We start from the raw sequence: 18,428 nt of genomic DNA on the forward strand, positions 1-18,428 counted from the left end.
CAACTACTTATAGTGGGATTTACCGAAAAACCGGGTGACTGTCCGTGTGTTTTGTTAAACTGCAATACTCTATTTTTACACCAATCGCCCCCCCATTTACCATTCCTGCAGAGATGTTTCCGGTAATCATCCCATAGATCACCCGATAAATCCTTGAGAAATAGGTGGGCAGCCCATACATTAGCTTCTTATTTGTTTGATTGTTATTCATTTATGGAGAACCCTTACCAATGGCCATCGACGCCTCTGGAGTTAAAAAGGTTGCAAAGCTTGCACGTCTGTCCATTGACGACGATGCAGTGGAAGTAACCGCTGCCACCATCAGCAGCATACTGGAACTGGTCGATAGCATGCAGGCCGTTGATACACAGGGCGTGGAACCCCTGGCACATCCTCTGGATGCCATTCAGCGCCTGCGCCCTGACCAGGTCACCGAAGAAAACCAGCGAGAGCAATTACAGGGCTGCGCACCTGCCGTTGAAGAAGGCCTCTTTCTGGTTCCCCGTGTTATTGAGTGACGTCAGAAAATATTGCAGCAGTGATCGTGGTAGAAACGCCGAAAAGGCATTATTTTCATAATAACTGCTCTGAGTCCGGTAGAAGCTGAGCCTCTTCTATACCATACGTCTTCCAACCGACCGAATCCCATGTACGATAAAACCATTGCAGAACAGAGCCGGGCATTAGCCAGTGGCGAAATATCCAGTGTCGAGTTGACACAAACCTACCTTGACCGAATCAGGCAGTTCGATGGTGACATCAACAGCTTTATTACGGTGACTGAAACGTTAGCCCTGGAACAGGCGGCAGCAGCCGACCAACGCCGTGCAGCAGGCGATGCCCACGCCATGACCGGCATTCCCGTTGCCCATAAAGACCTGTTCTGCACACAAGGCGTGAAAACCTCCTGCGGTTCAAAAATGCTGGACAACTTTATTGCCCCTTATGAGTCCACCGTCACCGGCAAATTCAGGGATGCGGGTGCCGTTATGCTGGGCAAAACCAATATGGATGAGTTTGCCATGGGCTCTTCCAATGAAAACAGCCATTATGGCCCGGTCAAAAACCCCTGGGATAAATCCGCAATCCCCGGCGGCTCCTCCGGCGGTTCTGCGGCAGCTGTAGCAGCCCTGCTGGCGGCTGGCGCTACCGGCACGGATACCGGTGGCTCCATTCGCCAGCCAGCCTCACACTGCGGCATTACCGGACTGAAACCAACCTATGGCCGGGTTTCCCGCTGGGGTATGGTGGCCTACGCATCAAGCCTTGACCAGGCTGGCCCGATGACCCGCTCCGCTGAAGATGCCGCCATTATGCTGAACACCATGGCGGGCTTCGATAACCGCGACTCCACCTGTCTTGACCATGACGTACCGGACTACACAGCAACACTGAATGACGCCCTGGAAGGTCTGACCATTGGGTTGCCAAAAGAGTACTTCGCGGCCGGACTGGACAGTGAAGTGGAACAGCAGATCCGCAATGCCATTGCCGAATATGAAAAGCTCGGTGCAAACGTCAAGGAGATCAGCCTGCCCAATGCCAGGCTGTGCATTCCTGCCTACTACGTGATTGCCCCGGCAGAAGCCTCTTCCAACCTGTCACGCTTTGACGGCGTGCGTTTCGGACATCGCTGCGAAGACCCAAAAGACTTGATGGATCTCTACATTCGCAGCCGCAGCGAAGGGTTTGGTGAAGAAGTCAAACGTCGTATTATTGTGGGTACCTATGCCCTCTCGGCTGGTTACTACGACGCCTATTACCGCAAGGCTCAGCAAATCCGTCGCCTGATCCGTGACGACTTCCTCAACGCCTTTAAAGAGTGTGATGTCATCATGGGTCCTAACGCCCCGACATCCGCCTTTGACATTGGCTCCATGAGCAATGATCCGGTCGCCATGTACCTCTCGGATATCTATACACTGTCGGTTAACCTGGCAGGCCTGCCCGGATTATCCGTTCCCGCTGGCATGGCAAACCAGCGCCCTGTCGGCCTGCAAATCATTGGTCAGCACTTTGATGAAGCCCGCCTGTTGAATATTGGCCACCGCTTCCAACAGGCGACCGACTGGCACCAGAAATCTCCGGCATTGGTTTAGGACACAGGTACAGGACACAGTAATATGCAATGGGAAACCGTTATCGGACTGGAGATTCACGTCCAGCTCGCCACCAAAACCAAAATATTCTCGGGTGCATCCACCGCTTTTGGTGCTGCACCCAACACCCAGGCCTGCGCGGTAGACCTTGGTCTGCCCGGCATCCTTCCCGTGGTGAACGAAGAAGCCATCAATATGGCCATTAAGTTTGGCCTGGGCATCGATGCCGAAATCAACAGGGTGAATGTTTTCGAGCGTAAAAACTACTTCTACCCGGATCTGCCAAAAGGCTACCAGACCACCCAGCTGGAGAAGCCAATAGTGGGCGCTGGTCATGTGGATATCACATTGGCGGATGGCTCCACCAAAAGCATTCGCATCCACCACGCTCACCTGGAGGAAGATGCGGGCAAAAGTCTTCACGAAGGTTCTTTTAATGGAGAGCATGGCATGTCAGGGATTGACCTGAACCGTGCTGGCACTCCTCTGATTGAGATTGTCACAGAACCTGATATCCGCAATGCAGAGGAAGCCGTTGCCTTTGCCAAAAAGCTGCACTCCATTGTCACCACGCTGGGCATCTGCGATGGCGATATGTCCCAGGGGTCCATGCGGTTTGATGTTAACGTCTCCGTTCGCCCTAAAGGACAAAAAGAGTTCGGTACCCGCACAGAAACCAAAAACCTGAACTCCTTCAAGTTTATGGAGGCTGCCATCTTCAAAGAGGTAGAACGCCAGATCGACCTGATTGAAGATGGCGGAACCGTTATCCAGGAGACCCGTCTCTATAACGGTGATACCGGCGAAGCCCGCTCCATGCGCAGCAAAGAAGAAGCGAACGATTACCGTTACTTCCCCTGCCCTGACCTGCTGCCGGTTATTATTGACGACAGTCGTCTTGAAAAACTGAAGGCTGAAATGCCTGAAATGCCAGATGCCAAAAAAGCACGTTTTATCGCTGATTTTGGCCTGAGCGATTACGATGCCGACATACTTTCCGCTGACCAGGGGACGGCGAACTACTTTGAAGCCACCGTCCGTGCCAGTGATGATGCCAAACTGTCTGCCAACTGGATTATGGGAGAACTGTCCAGATCCCTGAATCAGAACAGCATTGCCATCAGCGCAAGTCCGGTGACTGCCGAAATGCTCGGCGGCCTGATCAAGCGCATCAAAGACAACACCATCTCCGGTAAAATCGCCAAAGAGGTCTTTGAAGCACTCTGGCAGGGTGAGTGCAACACGGCCGATGCAGTCATCGAGAAAAAAGGCCTCAAGCAGGTGACCGATACCGGTGCCATTGAAGCCATGATCGATGACGTTCTGGCCAACAATGCCCGGCAGGTTGAGAATTATCGTGCGGCTGAGGAAGACAAGCGCGGAAAAATGATCGGCTTCTTTGTGGGTCAGTGCATGAAAGCGTCCAAAGGCAAGGCCAACCCCGGCCTGGTTAACCAGATTCTGAAACAGAAACTGGACGGCTGACCGAAGCTCTCAGGGGTGACATTAGCACCAGAAGTAGTCGCTAATGTCACCCCTGAAAAGCGTGATTAATTAACAAGACAACGTCCATCAAAACAGCCCCTCTCACTTCCGTCTGTGATTGCCCACCTGTTAACCTGAATACGACAGATGACAAACATTTTATAAAAAACAGTAGGCATATAAAACCGCATAAAATATATTGATAAAGAATAAAAACAACTATTCGGACTGTATTGCTTGATTTTAAGCCAACACAGCCAGAAAGGACTTCGTTATGAAACAGGCATTTTCTCTTGCTGTTATTGCCCTGATGCCCACGGTCACCCATGCTGACTGGCAGCCCGATAAAATAACGCTGGCTTTTGGTCAGTTTATAGCACCCTTTGATGATCGACAGGCTGATATCAATCAATATCGCCTGGCTCTTGCCTGGAACCTTTCAGACTCACTGTGGACATCAGAATCACTGCTGTTACAGAGTTATGCAGAACTGGCTCTGGGCAACTGGAAAAGCACTTTAAACCCAATGAGAAACAGCTATCGAGTGGGAGCTGACAGTGTCAAACAGATCAGCTTTAGCCCTGTTTTTCGCTTCACAGGCAATGGTCTGTTAATAGGTCAAACCTCACCGTTTCTTGATCTTGGCGTGGGCGTTAGCTATCAGAGTGAGAAAGATATTGAGCAACAGGACTTTTCCGGAATCAATATGGGCAGGCGCTGGCAGTTTGAAACCCGGGCCATGGTTGGCCTGACACTGGGCGAGGGTAATCCATTTGAAGTCAGCTATGGCTGGATGCACTATTCAAATGCCGATCTGAAAGACGACAATGAAGGGCTGGATTTCCAAACCCTTCAGCTGGCCTACCGCTTTTAACTGACAGTCAGTTTTTACTACCTGGATCAGCTATTAACCAGGAAGTGAGCCCAGATACTGGCCGCATACCCCAGGGCAATGGCCCAACTCCAGCGGAGATGGGTCATAAAGGTGTAGCCACCTTTTGATGTCCCCATCAAGGCAACGCCAGCAGCGGAGCCGATGGATAACAGGCTGCCACCCACACCTGCGGTCAGAGTTATCAATAACCACTGGAAGGCGTTCATTTCAGGGTCCATTCCGAGGATAGCAAACATCACCGGAATGTTATCGACAATGGCAGAGATTATACCGGCGATGATATTAGTCCACGTTGCCCCAAGATCGGCATACATGGTTTGTGAGGCAAGGTCGAGATAACCGAGATAGCGCAGGCCACCCACCGAGAAGATGACACCAAAGAAGAACAGCAGTGTATCCCATTCGGCATGGGCCACTTCCTGGAAGATATCGATTTTATCCTCTTTGGACCGGGGACGTGCCGTCAATCGGCGGTTACTGGTCAGCCCCTGAATTTGCATGACATAGGTATAGAGCATCAACAGGGCGAGACCGGTCATCATCCCCATAAATGGCGGCAGACCCAGCACTTTCTCAAAACTGACCGCCAGGAAGATGGTCACCAGAAAAAGCAGGCAGATGGTAATACCTCCACGGCGAATGGTGCTATCCACTCGCACACCGACCGGACGCCCTTTCTCAATGAAAAAGCTCATGATGATGGCCGGTACCAGATAATTAACCACCGACGGTATAAAGAGGCTGAAAAAGGTAAAGAACTCAACCTTACCTGCCTGCCACACCATCAGCGTGGTAATATCGCCAAAGGGGCTGAAAGCACCACCGGCATTGGCAGCAACCACCACATTGATCATAGCCAGGGTAATAAACGTCGGTTTGCCTTCACCTACGGCCATGATCACCGCGCCCATTAACAGCGCGGTGGTAAGATTGTCGGCCACCGGGGAAATAAAGAACGCCATAACGCCGGTTATCCAGAAAAGACTTCGGTAATTAAAGCCCTTGCTGATCAGCCAGCTGCGTAACGTGGCAAACACCTGCCGGTCTTCCATGGCATTAATGTAGGTCATGGCGACCAGCAGAAAGAGGAACATCGCCGCATACTCTTCCAGATCATGCATCACGGCCTGTTTGAGTTCTTCGTGGGAAACGCCCTTCTGTGTAGCAATAAAAGCAATCAGTGCCCAGATGATTCCCGCTGCCATAATCACCGGCTTAGACTTACGCAGATGAAGCTGCTCTTCGGCCATCACCAGGCAGTAGGCAATTACAAAAATGGCAATGCAGGCCCAGGCTAACGGGCTGGATGTTACCCCCAGCACATTATCGCCAGCCAGAGCAGTGGTCGGCAGGCAGGCTAGCGCTCCCATTGACAGGCGTCTTTTCATTATTGTCGTCATAACTTCGTCCCACAGGCTCAATCTGAAGCCAGTGCTAAATTGGTAAATTTAAAGATGGCGAAGGATACCTATACCGAGAGCAGAGTGCAAAAAAGCATCAAATAAAAGCAGCATGACGCAATGGCGGGATAAACAGACAAGTCGGTACGAAAGCAAATAGCGATATGAAAAAAAAGCTATTAATACTTTTTTAGCTTAAAAACTGCTTTATATTGAACAATATTTCAACAGGTTTGCGTATAGACTTTATAGAACAGCTGTTCAATATTTTCGAGAATGATTTTTGAGAGAGTGTCTGATGTCAATCGCTCCAAAACTTCAGGCTTTTTTAGCTCACAACCAGGTCGATTATGAAGTGGTCAGTCACCCTTATTCAGACCGTGCACTCAACACTGCCCATGTCGCCTGCGTTCCCGTTAAACATATGGCTAAAGCCATCGTTCTTCAGGATGAGGAAGGCTACGTAATGGCCATTGTTCCCTCCATGAACAAATTAATGCTGCGCTGGATAAATACAAAACTGAATCGCCATCTTCACCTGGTCAGCGAACAAAGTCTTGAGGAGCTGTTCCCGGACTGTGAGATGGGGGCAGTACCGGCAATGGGCATAGCCTATGGCATGAAAACCTGCTGGGATGATGAACTCAACGCCGTTCAGGATCTTTACCTGCAGGGAGGTAATCATCGGGAACTGGTGCATATTCAGAGGGAACAGTTTAAGCAGTTGCTGCAAGGCCAGCCTCATGCTGCCATCAGCTGTGATCCTGATGAAGCGGAGGCTTATGCAACGGACAACTAAGGAATTGGGCCTGAATAATTTCCTTTTTTGCCACAGAGGAAAAGCTTTTTGTTTTTCTCCGAGTCTCTGTGACTCCGTGGCAATCTCTTTTAGCGAATCATCTTCTTCACAAACAAAACAACAAAAAGCGCCAGGGAAAAGCTGCCGGTGAATGCTTCACAGGCAGCAACAATCCGGGACAGCCCCAGCGGGGTCAAGTCACCGTAGCCAAGGGTGGTAAACGTCACCACGCTGAAATAAAGACAATCAAGCCAATACCGGAGGTTCTGGAACAGATCCTGATTCTGGCTGAACCGGATAACCGTATCACCACCCTGAACCCCGGTGAACAGATAAAGGAAAGAGCAGAACACAATCAAAGCCACGGAAAAAAGCACCACTCGCAGCGGTGATTCACCATAGCCACTGATTCTGTCAACCAGGTAGGAAAGCACCCGTTGCCGCGAGCATTTTGGCATCTGCAACCGATGGAAGACCCTTTCCCGATAATAAAAATGACCGGCCTCCCTCATCATGCCGAGGTTTTCACAGTGTCGGCGAATATTTCTGGCAGACTCTTCCGCTTCTTCAAATAACGCCATGGCATTTTCAGGGTTGGCGGCAGCTTCCTGTTCCTGATAAAGCTTATCCCCCCACTTCACATGATCCAGCAGACTGTTGTTCAGATTCACACCCAGCAGATTACAGCCTTCAAGATTTGCCCTATGCAGATTGGCACTGGAAAGATTTGCTTTTAACAGTCGGGAACCCGATAAATCCACACGATAAAAATGCCCATTACAGAGGCTGGCCCTGCTCAAGTCGCAGTTAACCAGTTGATATGGCTTACCGCCACCGTGGTTCACCAGGTTAACGTTGTCCAGATTAGCCCTGCGGAGAATAAAGCCTTCCATGGGCAGCCCGGTTTCTGCCCTCTTTTCCAGCCTCGCTTTTACCTCATCTCCGGTTTTATCCACATCAGGATCATGCCAGAAGCAAAGCTGGCTGCCTGACTCCGCCACATCTTTGCAACGACCATATTGTCCGAAAAAAGAGCACTGATGCTCGGTCTTCTGCACCTGATTCAAACCCCGGTCCCTGTATTGCGACGACAGTTTCTGCTGAAAACCATCATCTTCCCTGCTGTGCTGACTATATCGGCCCGCTGATTATGGTATTTACATCGCCGGTGACTTTACAGACAGCAAACTTTTCAACACACTGAACGCTTCTCTGATCAATGTGGGACCCTCCATGAAAATTCTGTTTGTACTCTCCGCCCACGGTAAACCGGGGTCTATGAGTGAAAAAACGTGGAGTCATATATTTCACCAACACCTGCAAGAAGGAACCAAGAACAATGAATAAATCTGCGCATTACATCCTGCCTTTACTGTTATTATTTTCCAGCCATTGGCTGCACGCTGACGTCCCGGAACTTACCTGCCCTGAAAGCCCGAACTGCGTCAGCAGCCTCGCTTCTGGCAAACAGAATATTGCCCCCCTTTCCTTTGATCAGTCTGATACCCAGGGGATCAAGAAAAAACTGTTAGCCACTTTACAGAACTGGCCCAATGCAGAGATTCTCAGCAGTAATGACCAGATCATTATTACGGTGTTCACCACCCCGTGGCTGAAGTTCAAGGACGACCTGATACTGATTATTCGTCCGAACGGCACGGTTGATGTGCGCTCATCCTCTCGCGTCGGCTATTACGATTTCGGTACTAATCGTCGTCGTATCGAAAAGTTAAGAGCAGCGCTTGGTGATAAAACCAGCGCGGATGCAGAGTCAAAATAGGACCCGAATCCGTTTACAGGCCTCCTCTTAGGTTGGACATTAAGCTTATCCCTCCATTTTCATTGGGGTTTCGGATGGAACCACGAAGGACACGAAGAGCACAAAGAAGAGCCATTCTTTTCCTTCGTGCTCTTCGTGTCCTTCGTGGTTCCATCTTTAACTTGCCGAAGAGAGGAGTAGGCGCTTAATGTCTACCCTAAGAGGCCTCCTAGGCAAACACCTCCAGAAGAGTGTAAGCTTTGCTCGTTTTTTACAGCCATTACTGAGCGTCTCAACCTCAGTTTGTACAACGCATAGCTTATGGAATCTCACAACAGGAGGCACGGTGGTCACCCTATACGGCATACCAAACTGCGACACCATAAAGAAAGCACGCCGCTGGCTCGAAGGTGCTGGTATTGAATATCACTTTCATGACTACAGGAAAGACGGCCTGAGGAAAGAAATGCTCGAACAGTGGGCCAGTGAACTGGGCTGGGAGGCCCTGTTAAACCGCCGGGGAACCACCTGGCGGCAGCTTCCGGAAGAAGCAAAAGCAGCCATTAATGCAGAGCGGGCAATTACCCTGATGCTGGAGCAACCCGCCATGATCAAGCGCCCGTTACTGGATACGGGCAGCCAGAAGTTGCTGGGCTTTTCCGAAGAACAATACCGCAACTTGCTGGCATAACAGACGTTCTGATTAATTGAAGGAATGAGAATGAGCAAACCGCACTTCAGTCTGGCCATTGGTGTCGGCAGCAAAAACCGGAACGACCAGTGGCTGGAAGTATTCTACCCAAAACCTATTCTCAATCCAGCACCGGAACTGCTGGAGAGTATTGCCAAACTGGTTGGTTACCACGGTGGCAATACGTTTATTGAGCTTGACAGCAAAACCCTGCACGCATTGGAAGACCTGTTTGTCGATATCGAACAAACTGAACTGGCTGCCATCACCCGCAGCCTGGAAGAAAGTGTACAACCCCGTGTGATCACTATTCTGGCAACCGATGAAGCACCCACCAGCACCCCCGAGGCTTATCTCAAGCTGCACCTGCTGTCACATCGTCTGGTCAAGCCACACGGCACCAACCTTCAGGGCATTTTCCCACTTCTGCCAAATGTTGCCTGGACCAGTGAAGGCGCAATCGACCTGGAAGAACTGCCAGCCCGTCAGCTGGCGGCCCGGGCAGAAGGCCGGGTTCTGAGTGTCAACTCCGTGGATAAATTCCCGAAAATGACCGACTACGTTGTCCCTGCCGGTGTCCGTATTGCCCACACTGCCCGGGTTCGTCTGGGTGCTTATGTGGGTGAAGGCACCACCGTAATGCATGAAGGCTTTATCAACTTCAACGCCGGTACCGAAGGCAAGAGCATGATTGAAGGTCGTGTTTCTGCCGGTGTCATGGTGGGTGAGGGCTCTGATCTTGGGGGTGGCTGCAGCACCATGGGTACCCTGTCCGGCGGCAATAACATTGTGATCTGTGTCGGTGAAAACTGTCTGATCGGTGCCAATGCCGGCCTGGGCATTCCTTTGGGTGACCGCTGCATTATCGAAGCAGGCCTTTACCTGACGGCAGCCAGTAAGGTTCAGGTGCTTGATGATCAGAAAAAGGTCGTTGAAGTCGTGAAAGCAGGAGACCTCTCAGGCAAGTCCGATCTGCTGTTCCGCAGAAACTCCCTGACCGGAGCCCTGGAATGCCTCACCAACAAATCAGCCATTGAGCTGAATGATGAGCTGCACTCCCACAATTAAGCCCGCAATGATTGTGTATTGAAAATAACGCGGTGAAGAAAGGGTAGCGCATACTTATAGCCCCGGTGCATAATACTGGGGCTATTTATTAAGATCAGGTTTAAATAATAATGCGTCATACGATTTTTGATACACCCATCGTTAACAGCTGTTTTCGCTTCTTATCCCACCTTGGTCTGAAGCTATTCGGCTGGAAGCTGGAAGGCCAACGCCCAAATGCCCGGAAGTACGTTATTATCGCGGCACCCCATACCAGTAACTGGGACTTTATTCTGATCATTGCCTGTGCCTTCTGCTTTCGCATTAATATCTACTGGATGGGGAAAAACTCTCTGTTCAAGGGGCCCTTTGGCGGCATCATGACATGGCTTGGGGGAATTCCGGTTGACCGCAGCAAAGCCAATGGTCTGGTTCAGCAAATGGTCGACACCTTCCACAACTCCACGGACCTGGCCGTTGCCATTCCTCCTGAAGGCACACGCAACAAGGTTCGTCAATGGAAAAGTGGTTTTTACCACGTCGCCCACGGTGCTGAAGTCCCCATTGCGCTGAGCTTCCTGGATTATAAAAAGAAGGTTGGCGGTTTTGGCCCTATGTTCTTTACTACAGGGGACTATGCCTCAGACTTGAAAAAAATCCAGGAATTTTATCAACCTATGACGGGTAAGAACCCGGAAAAGTTTGCTTAGGCCATCTATTCCTAGCTGCATACTGAAACCAGACAGCATGTAGCTATCATCTTTAGATGAATAACTTTCCGTAATTTTATAGAACCATGGAACTATTTAATAGTAAGAGCATCTAACCCCTATAAAACCCATATAAAAAAACCGGATAACCACTTAATTAAATCATGACCATTCCAGCACTATCAACATCGACTGTAACGAAACACGCAACCTCTGACAAAAGTCTATTCGAGATAAAAAAAGAAGAAAAAAAATTTTTACCAACCGCTAAACAACGGCATGCTAGAAAACGTATCGCTTCGTTCAAAATTATAGAAAATACCCAAAGTACCAGTAAGTTTTCCGTAGAGGAGTTTTTAACTAACTTACCAGAAGCACTTAAAGTTGAATTAAACTCAATTCAAAGGTATTGCACCCTCAATAACAATCTCGCAAAGATACTTAATGGTCATGGAATCTTTTATAACAGACTAATCATCTTATTGAAAAAAATAGATCTTATTATGACTGAAAATGGCTTTTCTGATAAACACAAAACAAAGGTAGAGGAAAAAATAAATCAGTTATTGACAGAGGGTAAATTAAATTTACTCAGTGATATCGGAAGAGAACTAAATCATCTGGAAGAATATTATGACACCGGAAGCTGGCTGCCCGCCGCTGAAGACATACTCTTTTTTGATCAAGATGATAAAAACTGTAATGCACAGCATCAATCAGGTGATTTCTGCCCTGAATGGATGAAAAAAACTGAAATAGACCCTGAAATTCCAGCGTCAAAAGCAATGCTGGCTTACTGGAATTTCCGACATTCATCCAAAAATGCTAAAAGAAATCAACTGACCGACCTTATTGTCAGTAAATTAGATCCCGGACTTTTCCGCTTTATTTGCAAACTTCGAAAATTAAAAGCAGCCTTACACAATCCAGCTGTTGGTACCCCCTGCTTTCCAACAGGTTTAACCAGGTTTCATATTGATGCCATCGCTGCACGTTTTGATTATGCAGATACAATTGCCAACAGACAAGCAAAGACCAATCCTGCCTACAAGCTTTATTTCTGGGATAATCAAAGCCCTTGCACTGAAGAGCAGGAGAGCATGCAGCAATCAGAAACCGGTGAAGCTGCGGGGCAAACGTTAAATGGGATTGTCGAAGACAGCCCTGATGCCTCAACCTGCAATTTTGTTGAAGAAGAAGGCAACAAGCCTATCCACCAAACCACAGACCGTTCATTAAGAAAACGCAGGTCTTATCCAAACTACCAGGAAATTGTTGATGATCAACTGGCCATTTTGCCCAAAAAGAGAAAGAAAAAGAAAAAGAAAAAAAGCACATTACCATCGTCCTCTACAGCCAATAAACTTTCCAGAATAGATAAGGAAAACTTATTAAAAGAAACAGGCATCCCGGCATTTGAAAAAATTATCAAATCAGTACTTAAGGAGAGAGAGAAAGAATTAATTCCGAATCCAACGTCTGCCCCTCTCGGAGAGAGTGTTGAAGCCAGCTATCACAGAGAGCGTGCAGAAGTAATAGCCGCCCAGGATGAACTCAGCAGACTATATGATGCGTGCCGTCAACACTTTGGAATAAACAAATCACTCTACAGGTTTGACACAATTAAAAAATCAGTATCAATCACACCTAAAGAAGATAGAACTAATGACAGACCTGGCGAAGCGTATATCCCGAAACCCAATAAACCACCATATACAGATAAACCACCCACCCACATGAGCACTGCTGAAAGAAAGCCAGACTTCTCTGAAGCTCAAAATGCCTTCATTACCATGATAGAAAAATCCAAAGAGCTATCATTGAAACCTATAATCGAACCTGAAAGACTCCGAGGCCATGCTGAAGACTTTGGATACGCCCCTACCTGGCAACCCTTATCCACAGTTTTGAAACTTCCTATGCCTTTTTTGACAAAGTTCTTTGCAATAGAGGGTAATACAAACCCGGAAGCTACCATAAAATTAAAAGAGAGAGTGCCGGAATTAATTAAAGAAATTAAAATGATCATACGTTTATACCGGCATAATTCAAACGTCTGGTGTCCGGACGATGCCAGAGAAATGCTAAATCCGGTAATACAAAAAGTCCGGGAAGTTCAACACTGTTTCCCACAAATCATCCATGCTTTTGAAAACCGACAACAAGAACTGCTTAAATCAAGCCATCACACAACAGAAGATATCAACAGCGCTGAAAATCAACTGGAAAAGATTCAGGAAGCACTGGCAAAAACAGCTATAGTGCTGTCTTCACTTGAAGACTTCAGCGCATATTTAAAAACTAAAAAACAGCAAGAACTTTACCAACGTCTTGTAAATACCATAGAGGAATGGCGCACCTGTATAGCAAATACCCCTGAGAGCCTGTTACCAGCAGTTCGTCAACGGGTCAGTTAAACAGAGTCGTCCCTACCTGCCTCCCACACAGCGCAAGAAATGGGGGTTAGCGCTCTTCTGCACTGCTAACAACCCCTTTCATCATCATTACAGCGGCGCATTTTTGCAAATTTTATCAAATCAGAGGACACTGTTGACACATAAACAAAGAATTATAAGTAGCAGGAAGTGCCAATGGCAGAGTCTAACCAGAAGATCGCCCTCTTTATTGATGCGGACAATGCCCCCGCCAGAAAAATTGAGAAGATCCTCTCTGAAATGGCCAAGTATGGTGTCGTCAGTATCCGAAGGGCCTACGGCAACTGGAAGAGCCACACCATCAAAGGGTGGGAGGAACAACTCCACGAATACGCGATCCAGCCAATCCAGCAGTTTGATTTAACCAAAGGCAAGAACGCCACCGATATGGCCATGACCATTGATGCCATGGATACGCTTTACACCAGGAACATGGACGCCTTTTGCATTGTCTCTTCTGACAGTGACTTTACGCCACTGATCATGCGACTGCTATCAGCAGGTAAAGTGGTGTACGGCTTTGGTGAACGAAAAGCCCCATCCCCTTTCGTTAATGCCTGCTCCCGCTTTCTCTACCTAGATGAGCCCGGTGATGATCCGGAAAAAGTCGCTGCAAACGATAAAAAAAGCGGCCATGAATTGAAAGCCGATACCAAACTGATGAACCTGATCCGCAATGCCATCGATACAGAGCAGGACGATGATGGCTGGGCGTACCTTGGAAGAATCGGCGCAGTTATCGCTAACCAGGCTTCCTTTGACCCACGAAATTACGGTTATAAAAAACTGGGCGATCTGATCAGGGCTGTAGACCTGTTTGAAACTCAGGTTATGGATAATAATCAGATGAGTGTTCGTGATAAGCGACGTGGGAACCATATCCAGAATGGTGGCCATTAAGCGTGATGTGCAGTCCAGGAGGCTGTTCATCAGAATCGGCCAAGGCCTCCTGGTTACCCAAAGGGGGCGCTTTGCTATCCATCATCGAACGGGCTTCGATAGGGGTTTAGCATAAAAGTTTTTTATGGATTTCCCCTTCACAAATTGTTTCTCCAAGATACCTTCAAACTCAAATCCCAAACCGGTGAGTATCTTGACTGAACCCCTATTTTCTGGGGAGGCTGTCGCCGTCAGCCACTCCAGAGGCAGAGATTCCTGGGTATTATCTGGCAACGCACAGGTGACTTTAAAGCCCTGCTTTTGATATTCCGGAGCAACACCATTCACCATTGCAGCAGCCGCCTGTTTACCGTAGCCTTTTTTCCAGTATTTGTGATCAATCATAAAAGTCATCTCAGAGGATCCAGCTTCTGTGTTGCCGCCATAAGCCTTATTGTTCTCTCCTGATTTGAAGCATATGTGCCCAATAAATGGCTCAGAATCCTGCACCCCACTGACATTACGCTTGAAAATCGAAAACCCACTGAAAGGATTACCCTTTTTCCAATCATCACTCCATCTCTGCACTAGCCTTTCAGAGATGCTGTCTTCCCAAGGTTGGCCAGCACCGTAGTTTTTCATATTCTCAGCACATTTATAAAGCCCAATTGAATCATTAAGATCTGAAATCTCAACAGAACGAAGATGCAAATCATCGGTATAAATGTGGACAACCAGGCCCTGTTTCTCCTTTCCCGGGTCATCGTAAGAAGCCGGGTCAATACTGAGCTCAATAGAGCCACGGTAAGGATTGCCTGATGGGAATGTAATACTGCTGTTCATAATTTAATTTCTCCATATAATTAAGCATTTAGTGATCCATCACCTTTTTAGACTTAAAAGAGATAGCATAGTTCCCCGGCATAGCCTGACGACCTCAGCTCAGGGAGAATGAGGTCATATTTATACAGAAGCAGAAGTGCTTTTTGGGTTGGTCACTTTACGCCTTCCCGGCCTGCGGTGGTTTTCGGTAAACACACGCCCTGACCCCATTCCCCCGGACTTTCTCCTCTCATTACTCTGCCCTGCCTGCTGCTTAGGTACCTTGCCGTTGCTGCCACTCTCCTGCCCGGGCCTGCGAGTAGACTTCGGCTTTTTGGGCTTTTTAGGTTTCGGTGGCTTACCGGACAACTGAGTCACCGGCACCTCATTAACCGGCTCAAACCCGGAGATCATCTCTCTGGGTAACTGCTGATTGATCAACCGTTCTATGTCCCGAAGCTGCTTGCTCTCATCGGCACAGACCAGTGAAACCGCATGACCATCAGCCCCCGCGCGCCCTGTTCGCCCGATACGATGCACATAATCTTCCGGCACATTGGGCAGGTCGAAGTTCACCACCTGTGGCAACTGGTCAATATCCAGCCCTCGGGCAGCGATATCCGTTGCCACCAGGGCCGTAATGTCATTATTTTTGAAATCAGCAAGGGCCCTGGTACGGGCTCCCTGGCTCTTATTGCCATGAATCGCCGCTGCCAGAATTCCTTTACCTTCCAGATGACGGGTTAAGCGGTTGGCACCGTGCTTGGTCCGGGTAAAAACCAGCACCTGTTGCCAGTTATGCTCTTTAATCAACCGGGTCAGCAGTGCCGGTTTTTTACTTTTATCCACCGGATACACACACTGCCTGACCGTTCTGGCCGTTGTATTGCGCGGAGAAACGTCAATCTCTACGGGATGGTGAACAATGGTTTTTGCCAGCTGTCGTATTTCATCGGAAAACGTTGCCGAAAACATCAGATTCTGTCTTCCCTGGGGCAACAGCGCCAGAATACGACGAATATCGTGAATAAACCCCATATCCAGCATCCGGTCTGCTTCATCCAGAACCAGCACTTCCAGATGTTTGAACTTCACCGCATTCTGGTTGTAAAGATCCAGAAGTCGCCCGGGTGTGGCAACAAGGATATCCGCACCACGTCTCAGATTCATCATTTGCGGGTTGATTTTGACCCCGCCAAAAACCACTGAGGAACGTATTGGCAAATGCCGACCATAGGTGGCAACACTCTCTGCCACCTGGGCTGCCAGCTCTCGGGTCGGCGTCAGAACCAGCGCACGAACCTGGTTGGGCCTTGCCCGCTCGCCGCGACTGAGCAGCTCCAGTATCGGCAACGTAAAACCGGCTGTTTTACCTGTGCCTGTCTGAGCCGCCGCCATAACATCCTGTCCTGCCAGAACCGCCGGTATGGCTTCTGCCTGAATAGGAGAAGGCTGTTTATAGCCCTGTTCGGTAATGGCTTGCAGGATCGGAAGGGAAAGCCCGAGGTTGGCAAAGGTCATGGAATGTCTCATTAAGGGCCATACAACTAAAATGATTGATATTTCGTCAGTTTACCGCTGTTCTGTTACCACATGAATCATTCTGTGGATTACGCGGGAACTTTTCGAAGGAGAGGAACCTGGGAATAAAGAACTTTTTTCTGTATTCAGAGTCAGATTGATAAGGATACAAGCTATTCAGGATAATTTCATGCAACCAACAAGATCATTAGCTACATCTGTGCCAATGCTCCAGCCTCAGGCGGCGGCAGCCAATGAGCAGATGGGTAATTCAGAACAGATATTTTGCAAGCATCAAGTTTTTGGACGAACGGTTTCAATGTCAAAAATTACAGCTTTGAGTCTGTCTGTAGGTCTAACTGCAGGCCTGTCTTTTGTTGTGCCGGGTTTGATCATTTCCTCAAGCCTCGCTGGTATTTGTGTATCTTTGACCGTAGGTAGTTATGCTGGTTTGGCTGTTGGTGGTGCCGCCTCGGAGGTGTATCGTTGTCGTCAGCGTCGGCACACAGCAACCGAGCCCCCATCAGCAGAGTTATCCCGGGTTATCAGCCATGATCCTGAACCGACAGAAATACCCAGTGAAGTAGAAACAGACAATTACCCGGCTACGTTGCAAAACTATCCAGGACCGCCACCAGCATACACTCCTATAGAATCGCCACCACCTTACAGCCCTTAGACTGATGGTTTCCCAATCATTAAAGCGATTGACCGGTACTTCGATTGTTAATATTGATCTTCTGCAGTCTCAGTTCCAGTACTGACATTTGTTTGCAGTATAGAAAAAAACAGCTAGTTTTTAGTTGCTGTAACCAAACGAGAGAGACGAGGACGGTCAACTTCCTTGAGGAGATTTCAGAGAAAATGGAAGTGATGCTCCGCCTGTGGTTGGTAATAACCTTGTCGGATAATCTGGACAGTTTATGAGAAGCGTGTTCCGATCCATGCTCAAGAAGTCAGCAAAATATGGTTTTGCAAGGTACGGTTTTGCAAGATATGTAAGACGATTAAACGAACGTTGAACGATTTAACTTATACCCATGAATTATCTAAAGGGCTTTGCCGGAGAGTTTATAGGTACGTTTATCCTCGTCTTGTTTGGCTGTGGTTCAGTGGCCGTGACGGTGCTATTTTCTGCCCATGCAGGACTGTTTCAGGTGGCCATGGTCTGGGGGCTGGCAGTCACCCTGGCCATATACGCTACTCGTCGTCTCTCCTGTGCTCACCTTAATCCGGCTGTGAGCATTGCCATGGTAGTCAGTCGCCGGATGTCCATGACATTACTGCCCTGCTATCTGGTTGCCCAGTTTGCCGGTGCATTTGTGGCAGCCGCCCTGCTGTACCTGCTCTTCTCCAGCTCAATCATGCAGTATGAACTGACCCATAACATTGTCCGTGGTACCGAGTCATCCATAGCCAGTGCCATGATGTTTGGCGAGTATTATCCCAACCCCATGGCCGGGCAGGTTGCCTCCGTGTCCACTGTCAATGCATTTTTTGCCGAATGTACCGGTACCTTTGCCCTGGTCTTTATGATTCTCGTCCTGACCGAAGGCTGCAACACCGGGCGACCGGACCAGGCCCTCGCCCCCCTGTTTATCGGTTTAACCGTCACCGCCATTATCTCGATTATTGCGCCACTGACCCAGGCAGGACTCAACCCGGCCAGAGATTTATCACCCCGACTGCTGGCCTCTCTGTTCGGCTGGGCAAGTGCAGCGTTTCCCGATAAGCATTATGGTTTTTTGACCGTATATGTTGCGGGTCCGATTACCGGGGGAGTTATAGCCGCTTTATGTTTTATGGGTATTGTTGAGCCGCTGATGAAAAACACGACAGCGGAAGAACCTGGCAAAATTGACAGAACAACATCCCCGGACAAATAG

The 18,428-nt window shown here is 48.7% G+C and carries 17 protein-coding genes; 13 read left to right on the plus strand and 4 right to left on the minus strand.

The window, feature by feature from the left end:
- Window positions 1-230: 230 nt before the first annotated feature.
- From gatC to J7439_RS17870, 4 genes are all read left to right on the plus strand, one after another.
- Window positions 231-518: an Asp-tRNA(Asn)/Glu-tRNA(Gln) amidotransferase subunit GatC gene (gene gatC / locus J7439_RS17855; protein WP_209203311.1), complete on the plus strand. Its 288-nt coding sequence runs from the start codon at window positions 231-233 to the stop codon at window positions 516-518.
- A gap of 129 nt (window positions 519-647) precedes the next feature.
- On the plus strand, window positions 648-2,099 hold the full coding sequence (gatA, locus tag J7439_RS17860; protein ID WP_209203312.1) for an Asp-tRNA(Asn)/Glu-tRNA(Gln) amidotransferase subunit GatA: 1,452 nt from the start codon (window positions 648-650) through the stop codon (window positions 2,097-2,099).
- 24 nt (window positions 2,100-2,123) lie between these two features.
- Entirely contained in the window at window positions 2,124-3,584 is a 1,461-nt protein-coding gene (gene gatB / locus J7439_RS17865) for an Asp-tRNA(Asn)/Glu-tRNA(Gln) amidotransferase subunit GatB (RefSeq protein WP_209203313.1), read from the plus strand.
- A 274-nt stretch (window positions 3,585-3,858) separates the two neighbouring features.
- Window positions 3,859-4,458: an acyloxyacyl hydrolase gene (locus J7439_RS17870; protein ID WP_209203314.1), complete on the plus strand. Its 600-nt coding sequence runs from the start codon at window positions 3,859-3,861 to the stop codon at window positions 4,456-4,458.
- Between the two features lie 26 nt (window positions 4,459-4,484).
- On the opposite strand, the gene nhaD is transcribed toward J7439_RS17870, so the two are convergent.
- Entirely contained in the window at window positions 4,485-5,849 is a 1,365-nt protein-coding gene (gene nhaD, locus J7439_RS17875) for a sodium:proton antiporter NhaD (protein WP_209203315.1), read from the minus strand.
- A 328-nt stretch (window positions 5,850-6,177) separates the two neighbouring features.
- On the opposite strand from nhaD, the gene J7439_RS17880 reads away from it, so the two are divergent.
- Window positions 6,178-6,678, plus strand: coding sequence for an aminoacyl-tRNA deacylase (locus J7439_RS17880; protein WP_209203316.1), 501 nt, complete (start codon window positions 6,178-6,180; stop codon window positions 6,676-6,678).
- Window positions 6,679-6,767: 89 nt separating this feature from the next.
- Here the strand turns inward: J7439_RS17880 and J7439_RS17885 are convergent, their stop codons facing one another.
- On the minus strand, window positions 6,768-7,736 hold the full coding sequence (locus J7439_RS17885) for a pentapeptide repeat-containing protein (RefSeq protein ID WP_353623081.1): 969 nt from the start codon (window positions 7,734-7,736) through the stop codon (window positions 6,768-6,770).
- Window positions 7,737-8,017: 281 nt separating this feature from the next.
- On the opposite strand from J7439_RS17885, the gene J7439_RS17890 reads away from it, so the two are divergent.
- From J7439_RS17890 to J7439_RS17915, 6 genes are all read left to right on the plus strand, one after another.
- Window positions 8,018-8,458, plus strand: coding sequence for a DUF1499 domain-containing protein (locus tag J7439_RS17890; protein ID WP_209203318.1), 441 nt, complete (start codon window positions 8,018-8,020; stop codon window positions 8,456-8,458).
- A gap of 325 nt (window positions 8,459-8,783) precedes the next feature.
- Window positions 8,784-9,128 (plus strand): ArsC family reductase, encoded by a 345-nt coding sequence (locus J7439_RS17895; RefSeq protein ID WP_353620160.1) that lies wholly within the window; start codon window positions 8,784-8,786, stop codon window positions 9,126-9,128.
- A gap of 30 nt (window positions 9,129-9,158) precedes the next feature.
- A complete protein-coding gene (gene dapD / locus J7439_RS17900) occupies window positions 9,159-10,196 on the plus strand; it encodes a 2,3,4,5-tetrahydropyridine-2,6-dicarboxylate N-succinyltransferase (protein ID WP_209203320.1) in 1,038 nt (345 codons plus the stop codon).
- A 110-nt stretch (window positions 10,197-10,306) separates the two neighbouring features.
- The gene (locus J7439_RS17905) at window positions 10,307-10,885 is read left to right on the plus strand and encodes a lysophospholipid acyltransferase family protein (protein ID WP_209203321.1); all 579 of its coding nucleotides are present in this window, start codon (window positions 10,307-10,309) and stop codon (window positions 10,883-10,885) included.
- A gap of 164 nt (window positions 10,886-11,049) precedes the next feature.
- A complete protein-coding gene (locus J7439_RS17910; protein ID WP_209203322.1) occupies window positions 11,050-13,302 on the plus strand; it encodes a hypothetical protein in 2,253 nt (750 codons plus the stop codon).
- Between the two features lie 174 nt (window positions 13,303-13,476).
- Window positions 13,477-14,220 carry an NYN domain-containing protein gene (locus J7439_RS17915; RefSeq protein ID WP_209203323.1) on the plus strand — a complete coding sequence of 248 codons (744 nt, stop codon included), beginning with the start codon at window positions 13,477-13,479 and terminating at the stop codon, window positions 14,218-14,220.
- A gap of 81 nt (window positions 14,221-14,301) precedes the next feature.
- Here the strand turns inward: J7439_RS17915 and J7439_RS17920 are convergent, their stop codons facing one another.
- Both J7439_RS17920 and J7439_RS17925 read right to left on the minus strand, forming a co-directional pair.
- The gene (locus J7439_RS17920; protein WP_209203324.1) at window positions 14,302-15,042 is read right to left on the minus strand and encodes a GNAT family N-acetyltransferase; all 741 of its coding nucleotides are present in this window, start codon (window positions 15,040-15,042) and stop codon (window positions 14,302-14,304) included.
- A gap of 120 nt (window positions 15,043-15,162) precedes the next feature.
- Window positions 15,163-16,542 carry a DEAD/DEAH box helicase gene (locus J7439_RS17925; protein ID WP_209203325.1) on the minus strand — a complete coding sequence of 460 codons (1,380 nt, stop codon included), beginning with the start codon at window positions 16,540-16,542 and terminating at the stop codon, window positions 15,163-15,165.
- Window positions 16,543-16,732: 190 nt separating this feature from the next.
- Between J7439_RS17925 and J7439_RS17930 the strand changes: the two genes are divergently transcribed.
- Together J7439_RS17930 and J7439_RS17935 are read left to right on the plus strand one after the other, a co-directional pair.
- Window positions 16,733-17,221: a hypothetical protein gene (locus J7439_RS17930; protein WP_209203326.1), complete on the plus strand. Its 489-nt coding sequence runs from the start codon at window positions 16,733-16,735 to the stop codon at window positions 17,219-17,221.
- 361 nt (window positions 17,222-17,582) lie between these two features.
- On the plus strand, window positions 17,583-18,428 hold the full coding sequence (locus tag J7439_RS17935; RefSeq protein ID WP_209203327.1) for an MIP/aquaporin family protein: 846 nt from the start codon (window positions 17,583-17,585) through the stop codon (window positions 18,426-18,428).

Source organism: Salinisphaera sp. G21_0, from assembly GCF_017744115.1.
Classification (GTDB): Bacteria; Pseudomonadota; Gammaproteobacteria; order Pseudomonadales; family Endozoicomonadaceae; genus Endozoicomonas.